Source organism: Stenotrophomonas sp. Steno-C17, assembly GCF_056393165.1.
This window is the reverse complement of record NZ_JBWJPD010000011.1, coordinates 16,939-42,831: the sequence shown is the minus strand read 5'-3', so window position 1 is coordinate 42,831 and position 25,893 is coordinate 16,939. Positions and strand designations below refer to the sequence as shown.

Genomic DNA, 25,893 nt, shown 5'->3' with positions numbered 1-25,893 from the left:
TTCTGCGGTGATACCTGGCCTTTCGGCCCGGAATCAGGCCTTTTCGGCTTCGACCACAACCTTGACGGTGGTTTCCACGTCGGCGTGCAGGTGCACCAGGACGTCGTACTCACCGATGTTGCGGAAGGCGCCTTCGCCCAGGATGACTTCGCTCTTGCTCAGCTCCAGGCCGGCAGCGGTGAAGGCATCGGCGATTTCGCGGGCGCCGACCGAGCCGTACAGCTTGCCTTCGGTCGAAGCGTTGGCGGCGATGGTCACGCTCGCGCCTTCCAGCTTGGCCTTGCGGCCTTCAGCGTCGGCGTGGATGGCCTGTGCCTTGGCTTCGTATTCGGCGCGCTTGGCTTCGAACTCGGCCTTGTTGCTCTCGGTGGCCGGCACGGCCTTGCCCTGCGGCACGAGGAAGTTACGGCCGTAGCCCGGCTTGACGGTGACCAGGTCACCCAGGTTGCCGAGGTTGGTGACCTTCTGCAGGAGGATCAGCTGCATGGTAGTGCTCCAGATAAGTTATTCGTTAGCGAGGCGCTGCCCCGCAACTGTGGCTGTCCGAATAGCTGGCACAGCGGGGCGGCACGGGGCCGCCCCGCCGGGCATCAGACGTCGTGGTTGTCGGTGTACGGGATCAGGGCCAGGAAGCGAGCGCGCTTGACGGCGGTCGCCAGCTGACGCTGGTACTTCGACTTGGTACCGGTGACGCGGCTCGGCACGATCTTGCCGTTCTCGGTCAGGTACTGGCGCAGGGTGTTGAGATCCTTGTAGTCGATCTCCTTCACACCTTCAGCCGTGAACTTGCAGAACTTGCGGCGACGGAAGAACTTGGACATGGGAAGGCTCCTTAGGCGGCGGAAGCGGCGTCGTCGCCGGCTTCGTTGTCAGCGGTGGTGGTGGACTCGCCTTCTTCGTCGTCACGACGACGGCGCTCACCGCGCTCCGGCTTGTCACCCTTCTCGTCCTTGCTCTTCATGATCAGCGACTGCTCGGTGTCAGCCTCGTCACGCTTGATGACCAGGTTGCGCAGCACGGCGTCGTTGAAGCGGAAGCTTTCGGTCAGCTCGTTCAGCACGGCCTGGTCGGCTTGGATGTTCAGCAGCACGTAGTGCGCCTTCACCAGGTTCTGGATCGGGTACGCCAGCTGGCGGCGGCCCCAGTCTTCCAGACGGTGGATGGTGCCGTTGCCGTTCTCGACCAGCGACTTGTAGCGCTCGATCATGGCCGGGACCTGCTCGCTCTGGTCCGGGTGGACCATGAACACGATTTCGTAATGACGACTCATGTTTTTTCTACCTTTCGGATGTGGCCTTGCGGCCGGACAGCCCCCCGCCGTGGATACCGCGGTGGGGCAAGGGTTCCCGCCCGGAGGGCAGGAAGCCGCGCATTATGGCGCAGATGGGGGTGGCGGGCAACCCGGCCTGCCCTGCCGTCGTGCCGACCAAGGTCGGCACCTACCAAGCCTGAACGGTGACGGTGTCAGCCCAGATCGACGTGAAGGCGGTGCTGGCCGCACTGCAGGCACTGGAACAGGCAACCGACCATCTCGCCATCACGGGTCAGGCCTTCCAGCACCCCGTCGGCGTCGCGCGGGTTGACCGCCGCCACGTCCGGCCGGACCTGGTCCAGGATCGGCAACAGATCCTCGCCGCCGGCGAATCCGAGGAACGCGCAGGGCCGTTCACAATGACTGAGCCAGACCGACTGCTGCCAGGACGGGTAGCCCGGGGTGCGCTCGCAGATCTCCAGCAGCATCTCACGGGGGATGCTCGGCGGGGGGGCGGCCGGGTCCGGCGACACCCCTTCAATGTCGGTCCAGCCGGTGAATTCGCCATCGAAGCGCGCCGACGCACTGCCATCGGCAATGCACCACGGGCACAGGTAATCGGGCTTCCGGGCGGTGTAGAACGGCCCGCGGTAGCGCAGCGTGCGCGACTGGCCGCAGCCGTCACAGACCCCATCGACCGTTTCGAAGGCGGTCGCGTAGGCGTTGGGGTGGTAGGTGAAAACCGGGCGTTCCATCCGTGGGTCCTTTCTGCGCTACATTCCGCCCATGAACCGCTTCGGCCGCCTCCGGCGATGGATCAACCGCGACGATGGGCACCTGATCCGGGTGGGCAATGCCCCGCTCGGCGCAGCTGCCATTGCGGGCTATCTGAGCCTGCTCGCTGGGCTGCTGATGCATCTGCTGCGCGAGCCCGCCGGCCTGCCGGGCCACTGGGCCGCGGCAAGCGCGATGCTGGGAACAGCGCTGCTGGGGTGGAGCGCCTGGCGCGAGCGGCGGTAGCGCCGGGCCATGCCCGGCGGATGCCACAAACGTGCGTCAGGCCTTGTCGGCGTCGGTGGTAAAGCTTTCACCGCACCCGCACTCGGCGGTGGCGTTCGGGTTGCTGAACGTGAACGTCTCGCTCAAGCCGTGCTTGCCGAAGTCGATCACGGTGCCGTCCACCAGGGCCAGGCTCTTGGCGTCCACGAAGATCTTCACCCCGTCCTGGTCGAACACGGTGTCGCCCTCGCGCTCGTCCCGGGCCAGGTCGGTCACATGGCCCCAGCCGGAGCAGCCGGTCTTGGTCACGCCGAAGCGCAGGCCCAGGGCGCCGGGGGTCTGGGCTACAAAGCGCTGCACGCGCTCGAAGGCGATGGGGGTCAGGCTGACGGCCATGAGGCTCACTCCAGGGGTACGGGGACATTATAAGGAGCCGTTGCCACGAAAAATGCCTCGCAAGCAGAACGCTGCAACCGGTAAACTCCCGTGTTCACAGATCGAGTCGATCAGCAGAGGATTCAAGTCATGACGGTGGTCAGCGTTGAACATGCGCTTGCCGGGAAGATCCCGGAAGGCGGCGAAGTCACGGTACGCGGATGGGTGCGCACGGTGCGCGGTTCAGCGAATCTGGCCTTCGTGAATGTGAGCGACGGCTCCTGCTTCGCCCCGATCCAGGTCGTGGCCAACGACACCTTGGGCAACTTCGACGAGATCAAGCGCCTGACCAGCGGCTGCTCGGTCATCGCCACCGGCACCCTGGTGAAGTCGCAGGGCAAGGGCCAGTCGTTCGAGATCCAGGCCAGTGCGCTGGAAGTGGTCGGCTGGGTGGAAGACCCGCTGACCTACCCGATCCAGCCCAAGCCGATGTCGCCAGAGTTCCTGCGCGAAGTGGCGCACCTGCGCCCGCGCACCAACCTGTTCGGCGCGGTCACCCGCATCCGCAACTGCCTGGCCCAGGCCGTGCACCGTTTCTTCCACGAGAACGGCTTCAACTGGATCAGCACCCCGATCATCACCACCTCCGACGCCGAAGGCGCCGGCCAGATGTTCCGCGTGTCCACCCTGGACATGGTGAACCTGCCGCGCGACGAGAAGGGCGCGATCGACTTCAGCCGCGACTTCTTCGGCAAGGAAACCTTCCTGACCGTGTCCGGCCAGCTGAACGTCGAGGCCTACTGCCTGGCGCTGAGCAAGGTGTACACCTTCGGCCCGACCTTCCGCGCTGAAAACAGCCATACCACCCGCCATCTGGCGGAGTTCTGGATGATCGAGCCGGAAATCGCCTTCGCCGACCTGGCCGAAGACGCGCGTCTGGCCGAAGAGTTCCTGAAGTACCTGTTCCGTGCCGTGCTGAACGAGCGTGGCGACGACCTGGCCTTCATCGCCGAGCGCGTGGACAAGAACGCGATCACCAAGCTGGAAGACTTCATCAATGCGCCGTTCGAGCGCATCGACTACACCGATGCGGTCAGCCTGCTGCAGAAGTCCGGCAAGAAGTTCGACTTCCCGGTCGAATGGGGCCTGGACCTGCAGACCGAGCACGAGCGCTGGCTGACCGAAGAACACGTCGGCCGCCCGGTGGTGGTGACCAACTACCCCGAGCACATCAAGGCCTTCTACATGCGCCTGAACGACGACGGCAAGACCGTCGCCGCGATGGACGTGTTGGCCCCGGGCATCGGCGAGATCATCGGCGGCAGCCAGCGCGAAGAGCGCCTGGATGTGCTGGATGCACGCATGGCGCAGTTCGGCCTGGATCGCGAGCATTACAGCTGGTACCGCGATTTCCGCCGCTACGGCTCGGTGCCGCACGCCGGCTTCGGCCTGGGCTTTGAGCGCCTGGTGGTCTACGTCTGCGGCCTGTCCAACATCCGCGATGCCATTCCGTACCCGCGCGCCCCGGGCAGCGCGGACTTCTAAGCCCCATACGAGCACGGAGGTACTGCCCCCATGACCCTGTTCTTCGCCCTTTGTTTCGTTGGCGTAGCAGTGGCCGGGTTCAGTGCCTTCGTGATCTTCTGGCCGCTGACCCTGGTGCATGTGCGCGATCGCCACCCGGCGCTCGCCGCGCGCTTTGGCAGTGGCGCCTTCCTCAAGCCCGATGCCCTGGCCTGGCTGCTGCGCCGCGACTATCGCCAGCAACCGGACCGTTCGCTGTCCGGGCTGGCGACGCCGGCCTGGGTTTCGCTGCTGACCCTGCTGGCCGGACTGGGCATGGCTGCCCTGCTCTGGCTGGCCTCGCTCTGGTAACACACACATGAACGATGACACCGTACGAGACAGCTGGTGGCTGGCCAGCCTCGGCAACACCCTGATCTGGGCCCGCCTGCGCGTGCGTCCGGCCGGCACCGCCGAAGTGCTCGACAGCGACGGCAACACGCTCAGCTACGACAGCGAAGATACTGCCCGTTCGCAGCTGTTCGATGCCGAATTCGTCGAGTACGACGGTCTGGACGAAGAAGACGCGCTGGTGCGCGGCTTCAGCCTGCATGAAGTGCAACCGCCGCAGGCCGGCAGCGATGAAGGCCTGCGCGGCCGCATGGTGCAGACGCTGGGCGGGCGCGCCTGAGCCCAGGCCGATGTTCACCCCGCGCGCCTTCGCCGAGACCGACCTGCGCTGGCTGGACCGCCTGCTGGCGCGCGATGCGTTTGTCACGGTGTTGACCACCGGTGACGACGGCCTGCCGGAACTGACCCGCGTGCCGGTGCTGTACCAGCGCCAGGGCGCGCAGATCCAGCTGCGCGGGCACTGGGCCCGGGCCAATCCGCAGTCGCGCCGCGACGGCCCGGCCAAGGTGCTGGTCGATGGCCCGCACGGGTATGTGTCGGCCAGCTGGTACCCCGACAAGGAACCCGCCGCGCGCGTTCCCACCTGGAACTACGCCGCCGCCGAACTGCGCGGGCAGCTGCAGCGGTTCTATGATCCGGCCGCGCTGGCCGATCTGGTCGGTGCCATCAGTGACCGTTTTGAAGCCAGCGTCGGGAAGTCGTGGCAGTTCGAGGCCGACCGCCCCGAACACGGCCCGGAACTGCGCGCCATCGTCGGCTTCCGTTTCCAGGTCGAACAGGTGCAGCTGAAGCTGAAGTTGAGCCAGAACCATCCCGAAGCCAACCAGCAGGCAGTGATCGCCGCGCTGGATGACCTGCATACCCCCGCATCCACCGAGCTGGCGCAGTGGATGCGCTGGCACCGCGACGAGGCCGCCGCCGGCGGCTGAGCGCACGCTTCCCCACCACGACGCGGCCGGCAGGGCCGCCTCGTGCGCCCACCTGACGTCAGGGACACACGCACATGAAAGACATCCACAAGCTGCTGCAGAACAACCGCGAATGGGCCGACCGCATCGAGAAGGAAGACCCTGAGTTCTTCCACCAGCTGGCCAAGCAGCAGCATCCGGAATACCTGTGGATCGGCTGCTCCGATTCGCGCGTGCCGGCCAACCAGATCATCGGCATGGCCCCGGGCGAGGTGTTCGTGCACCGCAACGTGGCCAACGTGGTGGCCCACAGCGACCTGAACTGCCTGAGCGTGGTGCAGTACGCGGTGGACCAGCTGAAGGTGAAGCACATCCTGATCGTGGGCCATTACGGCTGCGGCGGCGTGCATGCCTGCCTGCACAACACCCGCGTGGGCCTGGCCGACAACTGGCTGCGCCACGTGGGCGATGTGGCGCAGAAGCACGCGGCCATCCTCGATGCGATCGACGATGACGAGCTAAAGCACGCGCGCCTGTGCGAACTGAACGTGATCGAACAGGTCGCCAACCTGTGCCGCTCCACCATCGTGGAAGACGCCTGGGCCCGCGGCCAGAAGCTGATGGTGCACGGCTGGGTGTACAGCCTGAAGGACGGCCGGGTAAGCGAGATGGGCATCGACGTTGGCGCCCAGGACGAGCTGAAGCCGGCTTACGAAAAAGCCCTGGCCTTCGTGCCCCGCCACGGCAAGCGCGACTGACCGCCCGGAGACTGCCATGCTCGCCTCGCCGATCAACCTGCTGGCCTGGATCGAAGAACACCGGCATCTGCTGAAGCCGCCGGTGGGCAACAAGATGATCGAGAACGGCGACTTCATCGTCATGGTGGTCGGCGGCCCAAACTCGCGCACCGACTACCACTACGACGAAGGCCCGGAGTGGTTCTACCAGCTGGAAGGCGAGATGGTGCTGAAGGTGCAGGAAGACGGCGCCGTGCGCGATATCCCGATCCGCGCCGGCGAGATCTTCCTGCTGCCGGGCAAGGTGCCGCATTCGCCGCGGCGCCCGCCCGGCGGCGTCGGCCTGGTGGTGGAGCGCAAGCGCCTGCCGCACGAGCGCGATGGCGTGATCTGGCATTGCGAGCAGTGCAACCACAAGCTGTACGAAGAGTACTTCACGCTGCAGAACATCGAGACCGATCTACCCAAGGTGTTCGCGCGCTACCAGGCCAGCCTGGAACTGCGCACGTGCAGTGAATGCGGGCACGTGGACCCGTTGCCGGCGCCCGCGGCAGGCTGAGGCTTCGCCGGGAACGACCCGGCGCTACCGTCCATCGCGATTCATCACGCGTTCGCCGGGCATGGCCCGGCGCTACCGGGACGCGTGAACTCCGGGTAGCGCCGGGCCATGCCCGGCGAGCGCACCGCGCGGCATCACGCAGGCGCCAGGCGCTACACTGGCAATCCCGTTGCAGCCTGTTGCCCGCCCATGTCCGATCTGCTCAGCCGCACCCACGCCATCGCCCTGGACGCCGCCGATCCGCTGCGCCCGCTGCGCAACGAATTCCTGATTCCGCGCCATGGCGGCGGCGAGCAGACCTATTTCGTCGGCAACTCGCTGGGCCTGCAACCGCGCGGCGCGCAGGCGGCGGTGCAGGAAGTGATGAAACAGTGGGGCGAACTGGCGGTGGAAGGCCACTTCACCGGCCCCACCCAGTGGCTGTCCTACCACCGCCTGGTCAGCGCGCAGCTGGCCCGCGTGGTCGGCGCCCTGCCCAGCGAAGTGGTGGCAATGAACACGCTGAGCGTGAACCTGCACCTGATGATGGTCAGCTTCTACCGGCCCACCGCGCAGCGCCCGGTCATCCTGATGGAAGCCGGCGCGTTCCCGACCGACCGCCACGCGGTGGAAGCGCAGATCCGTTTCCACGGCTTCGACCCGGCCGACAGTCTGGTGGAAGTGCAGCCGGATGAACCGAACGGCACGATTTCGATGGCCGCCATCGAACGCGCGATCGCCGAACAGGGCCCGCGCCTGGCGCTGGTGCTGTGGCCCGGCGTGCAGTACCGCAGCGGCCAGGTGTTCGACCTGGACGCGATCACCCGCGCCGCGCGCCTGCAGGGCGCACGCATCGGCTTCGACCTGGCCCATTCGGTGGGCAATGTGCCGCTGCACCTGCACGATGTGGCGCCGGATTTCGCCGTGTGGTGCCACTACAAATACCTCAACAGCGGCCCGGGTGCCGTGGCCGGTGCGTTCGTGCACGAGCGCCACCATCGCGACACCACCCTGCCGCGCTTCGCCGGTTGGTGGGGCCATGAAGAAGCCACCCGCTTCCAGATGTCCCCGCAGTTCACCCCGGCGGTGGGCGCCGAAGGCTGGCAGTTGAGCAATCCGCCGATCCTGGGCCTGGCACCGCTGCGCGCCTCGCTGGACCTGTTCGAGCGTGCCGGCATGGACGCGCTGCGCAGCAAGTCGCTGGCGCTGACCGGCCTGCTCGATGCGCTGGTGCGCGCGCGCCTGCCGCAGGTGCTGGAGGTGGTGACCCCGTCCGAACCGGAACGCCGCGGCTGCCAGCTGTCGCTGCGGGTGATCGGCGGCCGCGAACGCGGCCGCGCCCTGTTCGAGTACCTGCGCGGCATCGGCGTGCTGGGTGACTGGCGCGAACCGGACGTCATCCGCATCTCGCCCACCCCGCTCTACAACCGCTACCTGGACGTGCACCATTTCGTCGAGGAAGTGGAAGCCTGGGCCGGCCTGTAAGCCGCGCCCTCCCCTCCTGCTGGACAGTTCGTTGATCGCACACGCCTCCCGCTCCCTGAGCATCATCGGCGCCGGCCTGGCCGGTTCCCTGCTGGCCATCCTGCTTTCGCGGCAGGGCTGGCGCATCACCCTGTACGAGCGCCGCGGCGACCCGCGCGTGGCCGATTATGAAAGCGGCCGTTCGATCAACCTGGCCCTGGCCGAGCGCGGCCGCAACGCGCTGCGCCAGGCCGGCGTGGAAGACGAAGTGATGGCCCGCGCGGTGATGATGCGCGGGCGCATGATCCACCCGCGCGAAGGCGAGCCGCAGTTGCAGCGTTACGGCCGCGACGACAGCGAGGTGATCTGGTCGATCCATCGCAGCGAACTCAATACCACGCTGCTTCAGCTGGCCGAAGCGGCCGGCGCCACCGTGCATTTCCACCGCCGCCTGCACACCGTGGATTTCGACGCCGGCTACGCGCGCTTCATCGATGACCGCGACGACAGCCCGCACGACATCCACTTCGACAGCCTGATCGGTGCCGACGGTGCCGGCTCGGCGCTGCGTGCGGCAATGAACCGGCGCGCGCCGCTGGGCGAGGACATCGCCTTCCTCGACCATTCCTACAAGGAACTGGAAATCCCGCCGGCCGCCGATGGCAGCTTCCGCATCGAGCGCAATGCACTGCACATCTGGCCGCGCGGCCATTACATGTGCATCGCCCTGCCCAATCACGAAGGCACCTTCACCGTCACCCTGTTCCTGCCCAACCAGGGCAGCCCCAGCTTCGCCACCGTCAACACCGGCGCGCAGGCCGAGGCGCTGTTTGCGGCCGAATTCGCCGACGCGCTGCCGCTGATCCCGGACCTGCGCGCCGACTGGGAACAGCATCCGCCGGGCCTGCTGGGCACGCTGACCCTGGAGCGCTGGCACCAGGATGGCCGCGCGGTGCTGATCGGCGATGCCGCGCACGCGATGGTGCCCTTCCACGGCCAGGGCATGAACTGCGCGTTCGAGGACTGCGTGGCACTGGCCCGGCACCTGATGGAGGCCGACGACCTGCAGGGCGCCTTCGCGGCGTTCGAGGCCGAGCGCAAGCCCAACGCACAGGCCATCCAGCAGATGGCGCTGGAAAACTACCTGGAAATGCGCGACCGCGTGGCCGACCCGGCCTTCCTGCTGCAGCGCGAGCTGGAACAGGAACTGCAACGGCGCTGGCCGACCCGCTTCGTGCCGCACTACACCATGGTCACCTTCCTGCACACGCCGTACGCCGAGGCGCTGCGCCGCACCGACCTGCAGCGCGACATGCTGGTGGCGGCCACTGCCGGCCACACCACGCTGGACAACATCGACTGGGCCGCACTGGAAGCGCAGATCCACGCGCAGCTGCCGGTGCTGGAGGGCGCGCACTGATGGCTGACAGCTTCCTGTTCTACGACCTGGAAACCTTCGGCCAGGACCCCCGCCGCACCCGCATCGCGCAGTTCGCGGCCATGCGCACCGATGCCGATCTGAACGTGATCGACACGCCGGTCAGCTTCTTCGTGCGCCCCGCCGATGACCTGCTGCCTTCGCCCATGGCCACCCTGGTCACCGGCATTACCCCGCAGCAGGCCATGGCCGAGGGCGTGAGCGAGGCCGAAGCGTTCGACCGCATCAACGAACAGATGTCACGGCCCGGCACCTGTGCGCTGGGCTACAACACCCTGCGCTTCGACGACGAATTCATCCGCTACGGGCTGTTCCGCAATTTCCACGATCCCTACGAGCGCGAATGGCGCAACGGCAATTCGCGTTGGGACCTGCTGGACATGCTGCGCCTGATGCGCGCGTTGCGCCCCGATGGCATCCAGTGGCCGCAGCGCGAGGACGGCGCCACCTCGTTCAAGCTGGAACACCTGGCCGAGGCCAATGGCGTGCGCGAAGGCGATGCGCATGAAGCACTTTCCGATGTGCGCGCCACGCTGGGCATGGCCCGCCTGTTCAAACAGTCGCAGCCGCGCCTGTGGGACTACGCCCTGAAGCTGCGCGACAAGCGCTTCGTGGGCAGCCTGCTGGACGTGGGCACCATGCAGCCGGTGCTGCACATTTCCATGCGCTACCCGGCCAGCCGCCTGTGTGCGGCGCCGGTACTACCGCTGGCCATGCACCCCACCATCGGCAACCGCGCCATCGTGTTCGACCTGGACGGCGAGATCGACGATCTGCTGGCCCTGCCCGCCGAGGTGATCGCCCAGCGCCTGTACCTGCGCGCCAGCGAACTGCCCGAGGGCGTGGCCCGCGTGCCGCTGAAGGAAGTGCATCTGAACAAGGTGCCGGCGCTGGTGGCCTGGAACCACCTGCGTGCCGATGACCATGCACGGCTGGGGCTGGACGTGGCCGCCATCGAGGCCAAAGCCGCGCGCCTGCGCGAGGTAGCACCGCAACTGGCCGAGAAGGCCCGCCAGGTGTTCAACCAGCCACGCCCACCGATGCTGACCGATGTGGATGCCTCGTTGTACGACGGCTTCCTCGGCGCCGGCGACAAACCCCTGCTGGCCCTGGCGCGGACCACGCCGCCGCCGCAGCTGGCCGCGCTGGAAGAGCGCTTCCGCGACCCGCGGCTGCCGGAGCTGCTGTTCCGTTACCGCGCCCGCAACCACCCGCAGACCCTGTCGCCAGCCGAGCTGGAACGCTGGCACGACTACCGGCGCCAGCGTCTGCTGGGCGAACAGGGCCTGGGCGAACTGAACCTGCCCCAGTACCAGCAGCAGATCGACGCGCTGGCTGCCGAAGCGCCCGATGACGCGCGCCGTGGCGAGCTGCTGCAGTCGCTGCGCGACTGGGGCCACCACCTGCAGGAGCACCTGTGAGCACGTATTTTTCCGACGCCAGTTTCAAGTTCCTGCGCAGCCTGGCGCGGCATAACGAAAAGGCCTGGTTCAACGACCATCGCCAGCAGTACGAGGACCACGTGCGGCAGCCGTTCCTGCGCCTGTTGGGCGACCTGCAGCCGGCACTGGGCGAGGTCAGCGAACACTTCCGCGCCGACACCCGGGGGGTGGGTGGTTCGTTGTTCCGCATCCATCGTGATGCGCGCTTTTCCAACGACAAGTCGCCCTACAAGACCTGGCAGGGTGCGCGCCTGTTCCACGAACGCCGCCGCGAAGTGGCCGCCCCATCGTTCTACATCCACCTGCAGCCAGGCGAGAGCTTCGTCGGCGCTGGCCTGTGGCACCCGGAACCGGAAACCCAGCGCCGCGTGCGCCACTTCATCCTGGACAACCCGGGCAGCTGGAAGGCGGCCGCGCATGCCGCACCCCTGCGCAAGCGCTTCGACTTCGAAGAAAGCGAGAAGCTGGTGCGCCCGCCGCGCGGCTTCCCGGCCGACTTCGAATTCATCGATGACCTGAAGCACCGCAACTGGGTCATGTGGCGCTCGCTGGACGATGACACCATGACCGGCCCGCGCCTGCTGTCCACGCTCGGCAAGGACCTGGCCACCCTGGCACCGTTCGTGGACTACCTGTGCGCGGCCCTGGACCTGGAGTTCTGATGAGCCACGCACTGCCTCTGGCCCAGCAACGGCGCCCCCTGGGGCGTACCGGCCTGGCGGTTTCGCCGGTCGGGCTGGGCTGCTCCGGTTTCTGGGGGCACCCCCGTTTCGCCGAGGATGCTGCAGCGGCCGTGGTGGAACGCGCCCTGGCGCAGGGCGTGAACCTGCTCGATACCGGCCACAACTATTCCGGCTTCCATGCCGAACCGCGCCTGGGCCGCATCCTGCGCCCGTTGCTGGCGCGGTTCCCGCGTGAATCGCTGGTCATTTCCAGCAAGGGCGGCACCCTGACCGGGCAGGCCGGCATCAGCGGCGCCGAACAGCGGGATTTCTCGCCCGCCGCGATCACCGCCAGCTGCGAAGCCTCGCTGCGCAACCTCGGCCTGGACTACCTGGATCTGTACCAGCTGCACGGCGCCAGCGAGCACGACATCAATGACGATCTGCTGGCAGCGCTGCAACGCCTGCGCGAACGCGGGCTGATCCGGCACACCGGCATCAACACCCACTCGGCAGTCACCCTGGAATGGATGATCGCCCACCCCCAGGCCTTCGACGTGGTGCTGCTGGATTTCAACGCGCTGCAGCAGGACCGCGCACCGCTGATCGATCGGCTGCACGCGGCCGGCATCGGCGTGCTGGCCGGCACCGTGCTGGCGCAGGGGCACCTGCTACCGGCCCGCCCGCGCCTGCCGCGCCTGGCCGACGGCTGGTACCTCGCCCGCGCGTGGCTGAAGCCGAGCAGTCGCCAGTTGATGCGCAGTGCCGGTGCGATGCGCCGTGCAGTGGCCAGCATCGACAGCCAGCGCCCGGCGCAGACCGCCTTCGCCTATGTGCTGCAGCACCCGGGCGTGGCCAGCGGCATTCTGGGCACCACGCGCCCGGGCGGCCTGGACGAGGTGCTGGCCACGCGCGTGGACGCGCTAAGCGTGGCCGAGCGGCAGCGGTTGGTGACGGCCTTTGGCGATGGCAGCGGGTCGCCCAGTCACTGAGTCTTCACCCGCGCGGCCGGCGTTTGCGGCAGTCTGGGCAGCATGAAGAAGCTCATCGGCGTCCTGATCCTGGCAGTTGCGGCCGTCTGCGCGTGGTGGTTTGGCGGCCCCTACCTGACCGTGCATGGTCTGTCCAAGGCCATCGAGCAGCGCGACACCGCGCGGCTGGAGCGTTACGTGGATTTCCCTCGCGTACGCAGCAGCCTGCGCGCGCAGTTGAACGACTATCTGGTGCGGCAGGCCGGGCCCGAGCTGGCCAGCAGCCCCTTCGGCGCGCTGTTGTATGGCTTGGGCGACCAGCTGGGCGGGGCGGCAGTGGACACGATGGTGACCCCCACCGGCATCGGCGCCCTGCTGCAGGGCCACGTGCTGTGGAAGCGTGGCCGCAACGAACTGCAGGGCGGTGATGCGTTCGGGCCGACCGAACCGGCGCAACCCCTGAAGCACGCCGAACACCATTTCGAGGCACTGGACCGGTTCGTGGTGGACGTGGACCGCGGGCCTGGCCAACCGCCGTTGAAGGTGGTGCTGGAACCGCAGGGCCTGCGCTGGAAGGTGGTGGACCTGCAGTTGGGGATGTCGGGCAGCCCGTAAACCCCACTTTGGTAGATGCCCACCTTGGTGGGCATTGACGCACAACCGTGCCAACCAAGGTTGGCACCTACCGGAGCGATGACGTGCCAACCAAGGTTGGCACCTACCGGGGCGATGACGTGCCAACCAACGGTTGGCACCCACCCATCATGGCGTCACCCCTCGTTGGCGACGCCGTGCGGCACGTGACCGGCGGCCACGTGTTCGCGGGCGCTGTCGATGTTGTGCTGGGAATCGTCGAAGAAGATGTCTGCGCCGAAGGCCTGCAGGAACGGGCCTTTGTGCCGCCCGCCCAGGAACAGGGCTTCATCCAGGCGCACGCCCCATTCGCGCAGGGTGCGGATCACGCGCTCGTGCGCCGGCGCCGATCGCGCGGTGACCAGCGCGGTGCGGATCGGCGCACTCTCGCCGGCCGGGAACACTTCCTGCAGCGTGTGCAGAGCCGACAGGAAGCCACGGAACGGGCCGCCGCTGAGGGGCTCGCGGGCCCGCTCGCGCTCGTGGCGACCGAACGCTTCCACGCCCTGCTCGCGCGAAATACGCTCGCTCTCGTCGCCGAAGATCACCGCGTCGCCATCGAAGGCGATGCGCAGCTGGCCGGCATTGCGTTCGCTGTGCACCACCTGGTCCTCGGCGGCTGCGGCGGTTTCACCCGGCGGCTTGGGCAGGATGGTGGCCGCGGCAATGCCATGGCGCAGCGCACTGCGCACCGATTCGGGGTTGGCCGACAGGAACAGATCGGTGCCGAACGGCTTCACGTAGGGCCAGGTCGGTTCGCCGGCGGTGAAAGTCGCGCGGATGATGCCCAGCCCGTAGTGCTGGATGGAATTGAAGATGCGCAGGCCAGTGTCGGCTGAGTTGCGCGACAGCAGGATCACCTCCACCCGCGGGTTTTCCGGGCTGGCGCCCTGATTCAGCGCCAGCAGCTTGCGCACCACCGGGAAGGCCACGCCAGGCCCCAGGATGTCGTCCTCATGCTGCCGCTGGTACTCGGCATAGGCGGCCACGCCGTCGCTCTCGAACAGCGCGTGGCTCTCCTCCAGGTCGAACAGCGCGCGCGAGGTTACCGCGACGGTCAGCAAACGGGGGGTGTTGTCGCCCATGGCGGGGGTTCCTTGCAGCGGACGGCGGGGGCCGGCGGCGTATTGTCCTCAAAAAACGAACTGTTCGCTCAGGATGCGGTCTTCCAGGTTGTGTTCCGGGTCGAACAGCAGGGTCACCCGGCGGTCCTTCGATTCGCGGATGGTCACTTCCACCACGTCGCGCGTCTCGTGCGAATCGGCGGTGACGCTCACCGGGCGCTTGTACGGGTCCAGCACGCGGAAGCGCACCTCGGTGTCGGCCTTGAGGATCGCGCCACGCCAGCGGCGCGGGCGGTACGGGGCCAACGGCGTCAGTGCGATGGTGTGCGAGCCCAAGGGCAGCACCGGCCCATGCGCGGAATAGTTGTAGGCGGTGCTGCCGGCGGGCGTCGCCACCAGCACGCCGTCACCGATCAGCTCGGCCACGCGTTCCTGGCCGTTCAGATCGATGCCGATGTGCGCGGCCTGGCGGGTCTGCCGCAGCAGGGACACATCGTTGTAGGCCAACGAGCCGGTACTGGTGCCCGACTCGGTCAGCGCGATCATTTCCAGCGGGCGCAGGTTGGCCGGCTCGGCACGCGCAATGCGGGCCTGCACGTCATCGTCGCCGCGGTACTGGTTCATCAGGAAACCGACCGTGCCCAGCTTCATGCCGAACACCGGTTTGCCCAGGTGGCCATGGCGGTGCAGGGTCTGCAGCATGAAACCGTCGCCGCCCAGCGGGCACAGCACATCGGCCTGGTCGGGCGCGTGGTCGCCATAGCGCGACACCATGGCCGCGCGGGCCATCTGCGCCGGCTCGGTGGTACTGGCCAGGAAAGCGATGCGGGGGATGTCGCTCATCGGTGGATCCGGGGGAAGGCTGTTGAAGAGCATAACCGAGCGCCGCGGCGCCCGCCGGGCATGGCCCGGCGCTACCTGCAATCCCGCACGTTGGTAGCGCCGGGCCATGCCCGGCGAACGGCGGCCCGCAACGCAGAACGGCCCCGCTCTCGCGGGGCCGTTCTGTTTCATGCTCGCCGGGCGTGGCCCGGCACTACATCACTTACGCACCGTGGGCAGCGAGCTGGCCCAAGCGCTGCACCGCGACCGAAACGGTCGGGTAGTCCAGGGTCTTCTGCTCGGCCAGCTCAGCCAGCATCGACAACGTGAAGCGCAGGCTGTTGTCGTCGCGGCCGATCCACGCCGACACCTTGGCTTCGGCACTGCCGCCCTTGGTCGCCAGCACTTGGCCGGCCAAGTTGCGGTGGTGGTGGGCCAGCTCGTCGCGCAGCACGCCACGGGCCACCGCGTGCCAACGGCCGTTGACCTCCAGCGCGTCGATCTGCTCGAACAGCCACGGCAGCTGCAGGGCATCGCCCAGGCGGAAGTGGATTTTGGACACGTCCACCGGCTTCAGCTTGCGGGTACGGGCCAGTTCGATGATGTCGAACGCCGGCTCCAGGAAGTGCAGTTCCGCCAGCTGCTGTGCCAGTGCCGACGGCAGGCCCTTCTCCTTCCACTCGGCCACCAGGGCTTCGTAGGTCGGACGCTGCGAATCGGGCAGCACGCCCGAAGCGACGCGGATGTCGTTGAACGGACCCTGGTAGCGGTTCACTGCCTCGGTGATGCCCGGCATCGGGCCCGGGCGCGACAGCAGCCAGCGCACGAACGAACGCTGCAGCTTCCAGATCACTTCCAGTGCATCGATCTGCACCGATTCGGGCAGCTTGCCGTCCAGTGCGTCGATCTGCGCCCACAGCGCGCGTGCATCCAGCGTTTCGCGGCTGATGGTGTAGGCCTTGGCGACCTCGGCAATGGAACGGCCGGTGTCTTCCTGCATGCGCATCAGGAAGGTGGCGCCCATGCGGTTGATGGTCTGGTTGGTCACGGCCGTGGCGATGATTTCGCGCTTCAGGCGGTGACGCTCCATCGCGTCGGCATACTTCTTCTGCAGCGGGGTCGGGAAGTAGCGCTGCAGTTCCTTGGACAGGTACGGGTCTTCGGGGATGTCCGAATCCAGCAGCTGGGCGAACGCCACCAGCTTGGAATAGGACAGCAGCACCGACAGTTCCGGACGGGTCAGGCCCTGGCCGCGCGCCTTGCGCTGGGACAGCTCGGCATCGGACGGCAGGAACTCGATCTGGCGATCCAGCAGGCCCTGCTGTTCCAGCGTGCGGATGAAGTGCTGCTTGGAACCCAGGCGCTTGACGGCCATCCGCTCCATCAGGCTCAGCGCCTGGTTCTGGCGGTAGTTGTCGTTCAGCACCAGGTCGGCCACTTCGTCGGTCATCGACGCCAGCAGCTTGTTGCGCTGTTCAACGGTCAGCTTCTTGGCCCGCACCACATCATTGAGCAGGATCTTGATGTTGACTTCGTGGTCGGAGGTATCCACACCGGCCGAGTTGTCGATGAAGTCGGTGTTGAGCAGCACGCCGGCCTGGGCGGCTTCGATGCGGCCCAGCTGGGTCATGCCCAGGTTGCCACCCTCGCCCACCACCTTGCAGCGCAGCTCGCCACCGTTCACGCGCAGCGCGTTGTTGGCGCGGTCGCCGACATCGCTGTGCTGTTCGCTGGCAGCCTTCACGTAGGTACCGATACCGCCGTTCCACAGCAGGTCCACCGGTGCCTTCAGGATCGCGCTCATCAGATCGTTCGGCGACAGCGCCTTGACGTTCTCGTCCAGGCCCAGCGCTTCACGCACCTGCGGGGTGATCTCGATCGACTTCAGGCTGCGCGGATAGATGCCGCCGCCCTTGCTGATCAGCTTGGCATCGTAGTCGGCCCAGCTCGAACGCGGCACGGTGAACATGCGCTCACGCTCGACGAACGAGGTGGCCGCATCCGGGTTCGGGTCCAGGAAGATGTGGCGGTGGTCGAACGCGGCCAGCAGGCGGATGTGGCGCGACAGCAGCATGCCGTTGCCGAACACGTCGCCGGACATGTCGCCCACGCCGACGGTGGTGAAGTCCTGGGTCTGGCTGTCACGGCCCAGCGCACGGAAGTGGCGCTTGACCGATTCCCACGCACCGCGCGCGGTAATGCCCATGCCCTTGTGGTCGTAACCGACCGAACCGCCGGAGGCGAACGCATCGCCCATCCAGAAGCCGTGGGCGATGGCCAGGCCGTTGGCGATGTCACTGAAGGTCGCGGTGCCCTTGTCGGCCGCCACCACCAGGTACGGATCGTCCATGTCGTGGCGCACGACATCCACCGGCGGCACGATCTTGTTGTTGACGATGTTGTCGGTGATGTCCAGCAGGCCCTGGATGAACAGCTTGTAGCAGGCCACCCCGTTGGCGAAGATCGCATCGCGATCGCCATTGACCGGCGGCATCTTGGCGAAGAAGCCACCCTTGGCGCCGACCGGCACGATCACGGTGTTCTTCACCATCTGTGCCTTCACCAGGCCCAGCACTTCGGTACGGAAGTCTTCGCGGCGGTCCGACCAGCGCAGGCCGCCACGGGCCACGGCACCGAAGCGCAGGTGGGTACCTTCCACGCGCGGGCCGTACACGAAGATTTCGCGGTACGGGCGCGGCTTGGGCAGGTCCGGCACCAGCGCCGAATCAAACTTGAAGCTGATCACGTGGCCGTGCTGGCCATTGGCATCGGTCTGGTAGTAGCTGGTACGCAGGGTCGCGTCGATCACGCCCATGAACGAACGCAGGATGCGGTCCTCGTCCAGGCTGGACACGCGGTCCATCAGCTTCAGCAGCGCATCGCGCGCGGCCTGCATCTGTGCATCGCGGTCACCCTTGCGGGCGTCGACCACGGTCTTGAGCACCTTCAGGGTGGCCTCGTCGCCGGCGGCCAGCACATCAAGATGCGCCTTCAGCTGGGCCTGGCCCGCGGCGATGTCCTCCTTGCTCTCGTGGCCGGTGGCCGGATCAAAGCGGGCTTCGAACAGTTCCACCAGCAGGCGCGCCAGCAGCGGGTACCGGGCGAAGGTGCCTTCCACGTACGCCTGCGAGAACGGCACGCCGGTCTGCAGCAGGTACTTGCAGTAGCCGCGCAGCATGGCGACCTGGCGCCAGTGCAGGCCGGCGGCCAGCACCAGGCGGTTGAAGCCGTCGTTCTCGGCATCACCGTGCCAGACGCGGGCGAAGGTCTCACCGAAGGCTTCGTCCACGCGCGCGGCATCGATGGCGCCGGCGGTCGATTCGACTTCGAAGTCCTGCACGTACACCGGCGCGTTGTCGACCGACAGGCGGTACGGACGCTCGGCGATCACGCGCAGGCCCATGTTTTCCATCATCGGCAGCGCGTCCGACAGCGGAATGTCGTCCAGCTGGCGGTACAGCTTCAGGCGCAGGCCATCGCCGCTTTCGCGCGGCACGGCCTGCAGGCTCAGGCGCAGGTCGTCCGGGCCGGTCAGCGCGTCCAGCTGGCTGACATCGTTGGCGGCAACAGCGGTGCTGTTGTCTTCGATGTAGCCGGCCGGCAGCGCCTTGCCGATGCGTGCGGCAATGCGCAGGCCTTCGGTTTCGCCGTGGCGCGACACCAGCGCTTCACGCAGGTCGTCCTGCCAGTTGCGCAGCACCTGGGCCAGCTTCTGCTCCAGTTCGGCGGTATCGACGTCCAGCATTTCGCCCGGCTTCGGGCGCACGATCAGGTGCACCTGGGCCAGCGGCGATTCGCCCAGCACCACCGAGCTGTCCACGTACTCGCCGTGCAGCGCTTCCTTCAGCATGGCTTCGATGCGCAGGCGCACGTCGGTGTTGAAGCGTTCGCGCGGCAGGTAGACCAGCGCGGAAATGAAACGGCTGTACTTGTCGCGGCGCAGGAACAGGCGGCTGCGCACGCGCTCCTGCAGGCCCAGCACGCCCATGGCGGTGCGCAGCAGTTCGTCCTCGCTGGACTGGAACAGCTCTTCGCGCGGCAGGGTTTCCAGGATGTGGCGCAGGGCCTTGCCGCTGTGGCTGGCCGGGGCCAGGCCGGACTGCTTCATCACGTGTTCGTGGCGCTGGCGCACCAGCGGGATTTCCCACGGGCGACGGTTGTAGGCGCTGGAGGTGAACAGGCCCAGGAATCGCTGTTCGCCGATGATCTTGCCCTTGGCGTCGAATGCCAGCACGCCGATGTAGTCCATGTAGCCGGCGCGGTGCACGCGCGAACGGGCATTGGTCTTGGTCAGGATCAGCGCGTCCTTCAGCCCGGACGTGGTGTTCAGGCCCTGCGCGGCCAGCGTCTTGACCGGGCGCGCAGCGGATTTGTCCTTGCCGCGCATCAGGCCCAGGCCGGTGTCGTTCAGCGGCGCCAGCACTTCTTCCTTGCCCTGCTTCTCAACGCGGTACTCGCGGTAGCCGAAGAAGGTGAAGTGGTTGTCGGCGGCCCAGCGCAGGAATTCCTGTGCTTCGGCACGCGAGGTGTCGTCCACCGGCAGGGTGCGGCTGCCCAGGTCGTCGGCCAGGGCCAGCGCCTTGTCCTTCATCGGCTGCCAGTCGCGCACGATGGCGCGCACTTCGTCCAGCGCCTTGTTGATGGCCTGCTCGATGGCGGCCATGGCATCGGCCGGCTGGCGGTCGATCTCCAGCAGCATCACCGATTCGGCTTCGCCCTCGCCCACCTTGGCCAGCTTGCCGGCCTTGTCGCGGGTGAAGCGCAGCACCGGGTGGCCCAGCACGTGCACGCCCACGCCCTGTTCGGCCAGGGTCATGGTGACGGTATCGACAAGGAACGGCATGTCGTCATTGACGATCTGCAGCACCGTGTGCGGCGATTCCCAGCCATTGGCCTTGGTGGTCGGGTTGAACACGCGGACGTTGGCCTTGCCGGCCTTGCGGGCGCGGGCGAATTCCAGGGTGTCGGCGGCCAGCGCGGCCCACTCGTCGGCGCTGTGGTGCGGGAACTCGTCCGACTCCATGCGCTTGTAGAAATCCGCGGCGAAGGCCACTGCCTCGGCCTGCGCGGCCGACGGGTAACGCTTGCGCAAGGCCGTGTACACCGGCTCCAGGGAGAAACCAGCGGTCACTGCGACCTCCGACTCAGCTGGCTTGGTCTTGTTTTTCACGGTCTTGGCTGCGGTTTTTTGCGGTTTCATGGCAGAGCGATGCGCTTGCTCAGTTGGGAAAATGAAATTGTAGACCTATCCCGCGTAAAGGCCTTGCTGCAGGACGGAATAACCAGATTCGGGTTTGCTGCGGTTTAGACGCCTATTCAGTTCGCACCGGTATGGCGCGCACGACGATTCCGGCGCTGCCGACAGGATCGGCAAAGCGTGTTACGGAAAACCACACAGCAGGTGACAAGCAGGACTATCGGCACGATTCCACAATCCTGAACTGGACGGTATAGTCCACCGCGTGAACCCCACTACCCTCCCCGTTGCCGTGGACGCGCGCGATGAGCGCGTGTTCGATGCCGTGCGCGAACTGCTGGGCCGCCAGGGCATGCAGATGAGCATGGACGCGGTGGCCCAGCAGGCCGGGTGCTCGAAGCAGACGCTCTATTCGCGCTACGGCAACAAGCAGGACCTGCTGCGCCGGGTCGTGCAGCGGCACGTGGGCGATGCCAGCGGCATCCTGCTGCGTGCACTCCGCAGTGACGACCTGCGTGCCAGCCTGTTGCAGTTCGCCACCGACTTCCTGGAGCACTTCAACCAGCCCCACGTGGGCCAGGCCTGCCGACTGATTGCTGCCGATGCATCCCAGTTCCCCGAAGAGGCGCGTACGCTGTACCGGGAAGGCGCCGGGGCGCTGACACTTCATCTTGCTGAATGGATTGAAACCGTTTGCAGGCGTGGCCTGCTCCGGCATGACGACCCGCACTACATGGCCGAACTGCTGCTGAGCATGATCGCCGGTCAGGATTTCGACAAACAACGCTTCCATACCCCCCATCGCGATGACGCGCGTGCGCGCAGGCGCTGGGCCGAGTTCTCCGTTGACGGTTTCCTGCGCGCGTTCGCGCCGGAACCGGCAGCGGTCCCGTCTACAAACCAACACCGGAGTTTCTCCTGATGACCGCCCCACTCCGCACCCTTGCCTTGACGTGCGCCGTCGCCGTCGCCCTGGCGGCCTGCAAGAAGCCGGAACAGCAGACGCCCCCGCCGCCGGAAGTGGGCGTGATCGATGCCAAGCCGCAGACCCTGCCGCTGCAGCGTGAGCTGGTCGGCCGCCTGTCGCCCTACCGCAGTGCCGACGTGCGCGCGCGCGTGCCGGGCGTGCTGCTCAAGCGCGTCTACCAGGAAGGCAGCCAGGTCAAGCAGGGCCAGACCCTGTTCCTGATCGATCCGGCCCCGCTGCGCGCCGAACTGAATGCATCCGAAGCCCAGCTGGCCTCGGCCCGCGCCACCTACGCCAACGCCAAGGTCGCCGCCGACCGCGCCCGTTCGCTGGCCCCGCAGCAGTACGTGTCCAAGTCCGACCTGGATGCCGCGCAGGCCACCGAGCGCACCGCGCTGGCCGCGGTGAAGCAGGCCGAAGCGGCCGTGTCGTCCTCGCGCATCAGCCTGGGCTATGCCGAAGTGACCGCACCGATCAGCGGCGTGGCCAACAAGCAGCAGGTGACCGAAGGCGCGCTGGTCGGCCAGGGCGACGTGACCCTGCTGACCACCGTGGACCAGCTGGACCCGCTGTACGTGAACTTCTCGCTGAGCGTGGACGAGCTGAGCCTGCTGCGCGCGCAGCAGGCCAAGGGCGCGCTGGCGCTGTCCGGCGATGGCAAGGCCACCGTGGCAGTGAAGCTGTCCGACGGCACCACCTATGGCGAACAGGGCACGCTGGACTTCTCGTCCACCACGGTCGACCCGACCACCGGTGCGGTGTCCCTGCGTGCGGTGCTGCCAAACCCGCAGCAGATCCTGCTGCCGGGCGCCTTCGTCAGCTTCCAGGCCAACCTGGGTGACCGCAACAACGCCTTCCTGGTGCCGCAGCAGGCGCTGCAGCGCGACACCATGGGCGGCTTCGTGATGGTGGTCGGCGCCGACGGCAAGGTGGTGCGCAAGAACGTCAAGACCGACGGTGCCCAGGGCGGCAACTGGCTGGTCAGCGACGGTCTGGCCGCCGGTGACAAGGTGATCGTGGCCGGCGTGCAGAAGGTCAAGGAAGGGGCACCGGCCACGGCCAAGCCCTGGACCCCGGGCCAGGACGCCAATGCCAGCGCCAAGCCGGCCGCCGCCGGTGCCGCACCGGCCGCCGACAAGGCCCCGGCCGAGGCGGCCGACAAGGCCGAACCGGCTGCCACCGAATCGAACAAGCAGTAACGGGACCCTTCCGTCATGCCTAAATTTTTCATCGAACATCCGGTCTTCGCCTGGGTGGTGGCGATCCTGATCTCGCTCAGCGGCGTGATCGCGATCCTCAACCTTGGCGTGGAGTCCTACCCCAACATCGCCCCACCGCAGGTGACCGTCTCGGCCACCTACCCGGGCGCCAGCGCGGACACCACCGAAAAATCGGTCACCCAGGTGATCGAGCAGCAGCTGACCGGTATCGATCACCTGCTGTATTTCAGTTCGTCGTCCTCGTCCAACGGCCGTGCGCAGATCACCCTGACCTTTGAAACCGGTACCGACCCGGACATCGCCCAGGTGCAGGTGCAGAACAAGGTCTCGCTGGCCACGCCGCGCCTGCCCACCGAAGTGACCCAGCAGGGCGTGGTGGTGGCCAAGGCCAACGCCGGCTTCCTGATGGTGGTGGGCCTGCGTTCGGAAACCCCGTCGATCACCCGTGATGCGCTGAACGACATCGTCGGTTCGCGCGTGCTCGACCAGGTCTCGCGTATCCCCGGCGTCGGCAGCACCCAGCAGTTCGGTTCCGAGTACGCCATGAACATCTGGCTGAACCCGGAAAAGATGCAGGGCTACGGCCTGTCGGCCAGCCAGGTGCTGGCGGCGGTGCGCGCCCAGAACGTGCAGTTCGCCGCCGGTTCGCTGGGTTCTGACCCCTCGCCCGATGGCCACTTCACCGCCACCGTCTCGGCCGAAGGCCGCTTCAGCTCGCCCGAAGAGTTCGAGAACATCATCCTGCGCGCCAACGCCGACGGCTCGCGCGTGCTGCTGAAGGACATCGCCCGCATCGGCTTCGGTGCCAACAACTACGGCTTCGATACCCAGTACAACGGTGCACCCACCGGTGCCTTCGCCATCCAGCTGCTGCCGGGCGCCAACGCCCTGAACGTGGCCGATGCGGTGCGCGCGAAGATGGACGAACTGCAGCCCAGCTTCCCGGCCGGCGTCAGCTGGTTCTCGCCGTACGACAGCACCACCTTCGTCAAGATCTCCATCGAGGAAGTGGTCAAGACGCTGTTTGAAGCGGTGTTGCTGGTGTTCCTGGTGATGCTGATCTTCCTGCAGAACTTCCGCGCCACCATCATCCCCACCCTGGTCATTCCGGTGGCCCTGCTGGGTACGTTCCTGGGCATGTGGATGATCGGCTTCACGATCAACCAGCTGACCCTGTTCGCGATGGTGCTGGCCATCGGCATCGTGGTCGATGACGCGATCGTGGTGATCGAGAACGTCGAACGCATCATGACCGAGGAGGGCCTGGCGCCCAAGCCGGCCACGCAGAAGGCGATGACCCAGATCACCGGCGCGGTGGTTGCCATCACCGTGGTGCTGGCGGCGGTGTTCATCCCCTCGGCGCTGCAGGGCGGCGCGGCCGGTGAGATCTACAAGCAGTTCGCACTGACCATCGCCATCTCGATGGGCTTCTCGGCGTTCCTGGCGCTGGGCTTCACCCCGGCGCTGTGTGCCACCTTCCTGAAGCCGACCCACAACGACCACCCGAACATCGTCTACCGCACCTTCAACAAGTACTACGACAAGATCAGCAACACCTACGTCGGCCACATCACCTCGGCGGTGAAGCATGCGCCGCGCTGGATGATCCTGGCCGTGGTGCTGACCGCGCTGTGCGGCTTCCTGTTCACCCGCATGCCAGGCAGCTTCCTGCCCGAAGAAGACCAGGGCTACGCACTGGCCATCGTGCAGCTGCCGCCGGGCTCGCCGAAGAGCCAGACCAACGAAGTCTTCGCCCAGATGCGCGGCATCCTGGAAAAGCAGGAAGGCTACGAAGGCCTGATGCAGATCGCCGGCTTCAGCTTCGTCGGTTCCGGCGAAAACGTGGGCATGGGCTTCATCCGCCTCAAGCCGTGGGACGAGCGCAAGGTCACCGTGCCGGAGTTCATCCAGAACATGAACGGCGCGTTCTACGGCATCAAGGAAGCGCAGATCTTCGTGGTCAACCTGCCCACCGTGCAGGGTCTGGGCCAGTTCGGCGGCTTCGACATGTGGCTGCAGGACCGCGGTGGCCAGGGCTACGAACAGCTGACCCAGGCGCGCAACATGCTGCTGGGCAAGGCCGCGCAGGAGACCGACAAGCTGGCCGGCGTGCGCCCCAACGGCCTGGAAAACGCCCCGCAGCTGCAGCTGCACGTGGACCGCGTGCAGGCGCAGTCGATGGGCATGTCGGTGTCGGACGTGTACAGCACGGTGCAGCTGATGCTGGCCCCGGTGTACGTGAACGACTTCTTCTACCAGGGCCGCATCAAGCGCGTGACCATGCAGGCCGACGCGCCGTACCGCACCGGCCAGGAATCGCTGAAGAGCTTCTACAGCCCGTCCAGCCTGACCACCAATGCCGATGGCACCAGCGCGATGATCCCGCTGAGCACGGTGGTCAGTTCCGAGTGGGTGTCGGCCCCGCCGTCGCTGAGCCGCTACAACGGCTATTCGGCCATCAACATCGTCGGTTCGCAGGCACCGGGCAAGAGCTCGGGTGAAGCGATGACCGCGATGGAAGACATCGTCAACAACGACCTGCCGGCCGGCTACGGTTACGACTGGTCGGGCATGTCCTACCAGGAAATCCTGGCGGGCAACGCGGCCACGCTGCTGCTGGTGCTGTCGGTGGTGGTGGTGTTCCTCTGCCTGGCCGCGCTGTATGAAAGCTGGTCGATTCCGGTGGCGGTGCTGCTGGTGGTGCCGCTGGGCGTGCTGGGTGCCATCGGTCTGTCGATGATGCGTGGCCTGCCCAACGACATCTTCTTCAAGATCGGCATGATCACCGTGATCGGCCTGGCCGCGAAGAACGCGATCCTGATCGTGGAGTTCGCGGTGGAGCAGCGTGCGGCAGGCAAGACCCTGCGCGATGCCACCATCGAAGCGGCCCGACTGCGTTTCCGCCCGATCCTGATGACCTCGTTCGCGTTCATCATGGGCGTGATCCCGATGGCCATCTCCACCGGTGCCGGCGCCAACTCGCGCCACGCCATCGGTACCGGCGTGATCGGCGGCATGCTGTTCGCCACCCTCCTGGGTCTGCTGATGATCCCGGTGTTCTTCGTGGTGGTGCGCCGCATGCTGGGCGACAAGCTGGACGAACCGTCCAAGGAATTCATGGAACGCCAGCGCGACGCAGAAGCGGCACACCGTCCGGATCGTTGATCCGGCGGTAGAGTGAAATGAAAAGGCCCCGGAGCGATCCGGGGCCTTTTTGTTGGTGACTACCGGCATGCGTGCCAACCACGGTTGGCACCTACCGGGTGCGGGCAGTTCGGGTAGGTGCCAAC

General features: G+C 66.9%; 24 protein-coding genes. 16 read left to right on the top strand and 8 right to left on the bottom strand.

The features are described 5' to 3' along the window. Positions 1-33: 33 nt before the first annotated feature. The 4 genes from rplI to AC06FA_RS11650 form a co-directional block, all read right to left on the bottom strand. Positions 34-486: a 50S ribosomal protein L9 gene (rplI, locus tag AC06FA_RS11665; protein WP_312709520.1), complete on the bottom strand. Its 453-nt coding sequence runs from the start codon at positions 484-486 to the stop codon at positions 34-36. A 104-nt stretch (positions 487-590) separates the two neighbouring features. Beyond that, a complete protein-coding gene (gene rpsR, locus AC06FA_RS11660; protein WP_002804494.1) occupies positions 591-821 on the bottom strand; it encodes a 30S ribosomal protein S18 in 231 nt (76 codons plus the stop codon). Positions 822-832: 11 nt separating this feature from the next. After that, on the bottom strand, positions 833-1,270 hold the full coding sequence (gene rpsF, locus AC06FA_RS11655) for a 30S ribosomal protein S6 (RefSeq protein ID WP_478068433.1): 438 nt from the start codon (positions 1,268-1,270) through the stop codon (positions 833-835). A gap of 194 nt (positions 1,271-1,464) precedes the next feature. Continuing rightward, entirely contained in the window at positions 1,465-2,007 is a 543-nt protein-coding gene (locus tag AC06FA_RS11650; RefSeq protein WP_478068432.1) for a CbrC family protein, read from the bottom strand. A gap of 31 nt (positions 2,008-2,038) precedes the next feature. On the opposite strand from AC06FA_RS11650, the gene AC06FA_RS11645 reads away from it, so the two are divergent. After that, the gene (locus tag AC06FA_RS11645) at positions 2,039-2,272 is read left to right on the top strand and encodes a hypothetical protein (protein ID WP_478068431.1); all 234 of its coding nucleotides are present in this window, start codon (positions 2,039-2,041) and stop codon (positions 2,270-2,272) included. Between the two features lie 36 nt (positions 2,273-2,308). Here AC06FA_RS11645 and AC06FA_RS11640 read toward each other — a convergent pair whose 3' ends face one another. After that, a complete protein-coding gene (locus AC06FA_RS11640) occupies positions 2,309-2,647 on the bottom strand; it encodes a HesB/IscA family protein (protein ID WP_478068430.1) in 339 nt (112 codons plus the stop codon). Between the two features lie 129 nt (positions 2,648-2,776). Here AC06FA_RS11640 and asnS point away from each other — a divergent pair, with 129 nt between their 5' ends. From asnS to AC06FA_RS11580, 12 genes are all read left to right on the top strand, one after another. Then, the gene (gene asnS / locus AC06FA_RS11635) at positions 2,777-4,171 is read left to right on the top strand and encodes an asparagine--tRNA ligase (protein WP_108750010.1); all 1,395 of its coding nucleotides are present in this window, start codon (positions 2,777-2,779) and stop codon (positions 4,169-4,171) included. 30 nt (positions 4,172-4,201) lie between these two features. Next, complete coding sequence (locus AC06FA_RS11630; protein WP_005410232.1) at positions 4,202-4,501, top strand: hypothetical protein; 300 nt, start codon at positions 4,202-4,204, stop codon at positions 4,499-4,501. A gap of 7 nt (positions 4,502-4,508) precedes the next feature. Beyond that, on the top strand, positions 4,509-4,820 hold the full coding sequence (locus tag AC06FA_RS11625) for a hypothetical protein (RefSeq protein ID WP_478068429.1): 312 nt from the start codon (positions 4,509-4,511) through the stop codon (positions 4,818-4,820). A 10-nt stretch (positions 4,821-4,830) separates the two neighbouring features. Beyond that, complete coding sequence (locus AC06FA_RS11620) at positions 4,831-5,469, top strand: FMN-binding negative transcriptional regulator (protein ID WP_478068428.1); 639 nt, start codon at positions 4,831-4,833, stop codon at positions 5,467-5,469. A 74-nt stretch (positions 5,470-5,543) separates the two neighbouring features. Continuing rightward, positions 5,544-6,206 (top strand): carbonate dehydratase, encoded by a 663-nt coding sequence (gene can / locus AC06FA_RS11615; RefSeq protein WP_108750013.1) that lies wholly within the window; start codon positions 5,544-5,546, stop codon positions 6,204-6,206. 16 nt (positions 6,207-6,222) lie between these two features. Then, complete coding sequence (locus AC06FA_RS11610) at positions 6,223-6,744, top strand: 3-hydroxyanthranilate 3,4-dioxygenase (RefSeq protein ID WP_478068427.1); 522 nt, start codon at positions 6,223-6,225, stop codon at positions 6,742-6,744. A gap of 189 nt (positions 6,745-6,933) precedes the next feature. Further along, positions 6,934-8,208, top strand: coding sequence for a kynureninase (kynU, locus tag AC06FA_RS11605; RefSeq protein ID WP_478068426.1), 1,275 nt, complete (start codon positions 6,934-6,936; stop codon positions 8,206-8,208). Positions 8,209-8,239: 31 nt separating this feature from the next. Beyond that, positions 8,240-9,607, top strand: a complete 1,368-nt coding sequence (locus AC06FA_RS11600; protein ID WP_478068425.1) for an FAD-dependent oxidoreductase — start codon at positions 8,240-8,242, stop codon at positions 9,605-9,607. After that, a complete protein-coding gene (sbcB, locus tag AC06FA_RS11595) occupies positions 9,607-11,046 on the top strand; it encodes an exodeoxyribonuclease I (RefSeq protein WP_478068424.1) in 1,440 nt (479 codons plus the stop codon). Before AC06FA_RS11600 ends, sbcB begins: the two co-directional genes overlap by 1 nt. Beyond that, positions 11,043-11,729 carry a DUF2461 domain-containing protein gene (locus AC06FA_RS11590; protein WP_478068423.1) on the top strand — a complete coding sequence of 229 codons (687 nt, stop codon included), beginning with the start codon at positions 11,043-11,045 and terminating at the stop codon, positions 11,727-11,729. Before sbcB ends, AC06FA_RS11590 begins: the two co-directional genes overlap by 4 nt. Further along, positions 11,729-12,721: an aldo/keto reductase gene (locus AC06FA_RS11585; protein WP_478068422.1), complete on the top strand. Its 993-nt coding sequence runs from the start codon at positions 11,729-11,731 to the stop codon at positions 12,719-12,721. The genes AC06FA_RS11590 and AC06FA_RS11585 overlap by 1 nt, the downstream gene beginning before the upstream one ends. Before the next feature lie 42 nt (positions 12,722-12,763). Continuing rightward, the gene (locus tag AC06FA_RS11580) at positions 12,764-13,315 is read left to right on the top strand and encodes a DUF2939 domain-containing protein (RefSeq protein ID WP_478068421.1); all 552 of its coding nucleotides are present in this window, start codon (positions 12,764-12,766) and stop codon (positions 13,313-13,315) included. A 155-nt stretch (positions 13,316-13,470) separates the two neighbouring features. Here the strand turns inward: AC06FA_RS11580 and AC06FA_RS11575 are convergent, their stop codons facing one another. From AC06FA_RS11575 to AC06FA_RS11565, 3 genes are all read right to left on the bottom strand, one after another. Beyond that, positions 13,471-14,418, bottom strand: coding sequence for a 5'-nucleotidase (locus tag AC06FA_RS11575; protein WP_108750020.1), 948 nt, complete (start codon positions 14,416-14,418; stop codon positions 13,471-13,473). Between the two features lie 48 nt (positions 14,419-14,466). Next, on the bottom strand, positions 14,467-15,240 hold the full coding sequence (locus tag AC06FA_RS11570; RefSeq protein WP_478068420.1) for an NAD kinase: 774 nt from the start codon (positions 15,238-15,240) through the stop codon (positions 14,467-14,469). A gap of 202 nt (positions 15,241-15,442) precedes the next feature. After that, a complete protein-coding gene (locus tag AC06FA_RS11565) occupies positions 15,443-20,419 on the bottom strand; it encodes an NAD-glutamate dehydrogenase (protein ID WP_478068419.1) in 4,977 nt (1,658 codons plus the stop codon). A gap of 262 nt (positions 20,420-20,681) precedes the next feature. Here AC06FA_RS11565 and AC06FA_RS11560 point away from each other — a divergent pair, with 262 nt between their 5' ends. The 3 genes from AC06FA_RS11560 to AC06FA_RS11550 are packed head-to-tail and all read left to right on the top strand — an operon-like array spanning position 20,682 to position 25,768. After that, entirely contained in the window at positions 20,682-21,338 is a 657-nt protein-coding gene (locus tag AC06FA_RS11560) for a TetR/AcrR family transcriptional regulator (protein WP_108750023.1), read from the top strand. Further along, positions 21,338-22,582: an efflux RND transporter periplasmic adaptor subunit gene (locus tag AC06FA_RS11555; RefSeq protein WP_478068418.1), complete on the top strand. Its 1,245-nt coding sequence runs from the start codon at positions 21,338-21,340 to the stop codon at positions 22,580-22,582. Before AC06FA_RS11560 ends, AC06FA_RS11555 begins: the two co-directional genes overlap by 1 nt. Positions 22,583-22,597: 15 nt before the next feature. After that, the gene (locus AC06FA_RS11550; RefSeq protein ID WP_312709494.1) at positions 22,598-25,768 is read left to right on the top strand and encodes a multidrug efflux RND transporter permease subunit; all 3,171 of its coding nucleotides are present in this window, start codon (positions 22,598-22,600) and stop codon (positions 25,766-25,768) included. The last annotated feature ends 125 nt before the right edge of the window (positions 25,769-25,893 follow it).

Coding starts and splice junctions, on each gene's coding strand:
- rplI (WP_312709520.1), bottom strand. CDS start 486: ATGCAGCTGATCCTCCTGCAGAAGGTCACCAACCTCGGCAACCTGGGT.
- rpsR (WP_002804494.1), bottom strand. CDS start 821: ATGTCCAAGTTCTTCCGTCGCCGCAAGTTCTGCAAGTTCACGGCTGAA.
- rpsF (WP_478068433.1), bottom strand. CDS start 1,270: ATGAGTCGTCATTACGAAATCGTGTTCATGGTCCACCCGGACCAGAGC.
- AC06FA_RS11650 (WP_478068432.1), bottom strand. CDS start 2,007: ATGGAACGCCCGGTTTTCACCTACCACCCCAACGCCTACGCGACCGCC.
- AC06FA_RS11645 (WP_478068431.1), top strand. CDS start 2,039: ATGAACCGCTTCGGCCGCCTCCGGCGATGGATCAACCGCGACGATGGG.
- AC06FA_RS11640 (WP_478068430.1), bottom strand. CDS start 2,647: ATGGCCGTCAGCCTGACCCCCATCGCCTTCGAGCGCGTGCAGCGCTTT.
- asnS (WP_108750010.1), top strand. CDS start 2,777: ATGACGGTGGTCAGCGTTGAACATGCGCTTGCCGGGAAGATCCCGGAA.
- AC06FA_RS11630 (WP_005410232.1), top strand. CDS start 4,202: ATGACCCTGTTCTTCGCCCTTTGTTTCGTTGGCGTAGCAGTGGCCGGG.
- AC06FA_RS11625 (WP_478068429.1), top strand. CDS start 4,509: ATGAACGATGACACCGTACGAGACAGCTGGTGGCTGGCCAGCCTCGGC.
- AC06FA_RS11620 (WP_478068428.1), top strand. CDS start 4,831: ATGTTCACCCCGCGCGCCTTCGCCGAGACCGACCTGCGCTGGCTGGAC.
- can (WP_108750013.1), top strand. CDS start 5,544: ATGAAAGACATCCACAAGCTGCTGCAGAACAACCGCGAATGGGCCGAC.
- AC06FA_RS11610 (WP_478068427.1), top strand. CDS start 6,223: ATGCTCGCCTCGCCGATCAACCTGCTGGCCTGGATCGAAGAACACCGG.
- kynU (WP_478068426.1), top strand. CDS start 6,934: ATGTCCGATCTGCTCAGCCGCACCCACGCCATCGCCCTGGACGCCGCC.
- sbcB (WP_478068424.1), top strand. CDS start 9,607: ATGGCTGACAGCTTCCTGTTCTACGACCTGGAAACCTTCGGCCAGGAC.
- AC06FA_RS11585 (WP_478068422.1), top strand. CDS start 11,729: ATGAGCCACGCACTGCCTCTGGCCCAGCAACGGCGCCCCCTGGGGCGT.
- AC06FA_RS11580 (WP_478068421.1), top strand. CDS start 12,764: ATGAAGAAGCTCATCGGCGTCCTGATCCTGGCAGTTGCGGCCGTCTGC.
- AC06FA_RS11575 (WP_108750020.1), bottom strand. CDS start 14,418: ATGGGCGACAACACCCCCCGTTTGCTGACCGTCGCGGTAACCTCGCGC.
- AC06FA_RS11570 (WP_478068420.1), bottom strand. CDS start 15,240: ATGAGCGACATCCCCCGCATCGCTTTCCTGGCCAGTACCACCGAGCCG.
- AC06FA_RS11565 (WP_478068419.1), bottom strand. CDS start 20,419: ATGAAACCGCAAAAAACCGCAGCCAAGACCGTGAAAAACAAGACCAAG.
- AC06FA_RS11555 (WP_478068418.1), top strand. CDS start 21,338: ATGACCGCCCCACTCCGCACCCTTGCCTTGACGTGCGCCGTCGCCGTC.
- AC06FA_RS11550 (WP_312709494.1), top strand. CDS start 22,598: ATGCCTAAATTTTTCATCGAACATCCGGTCTTCGCCTGGGTGGTGGCG.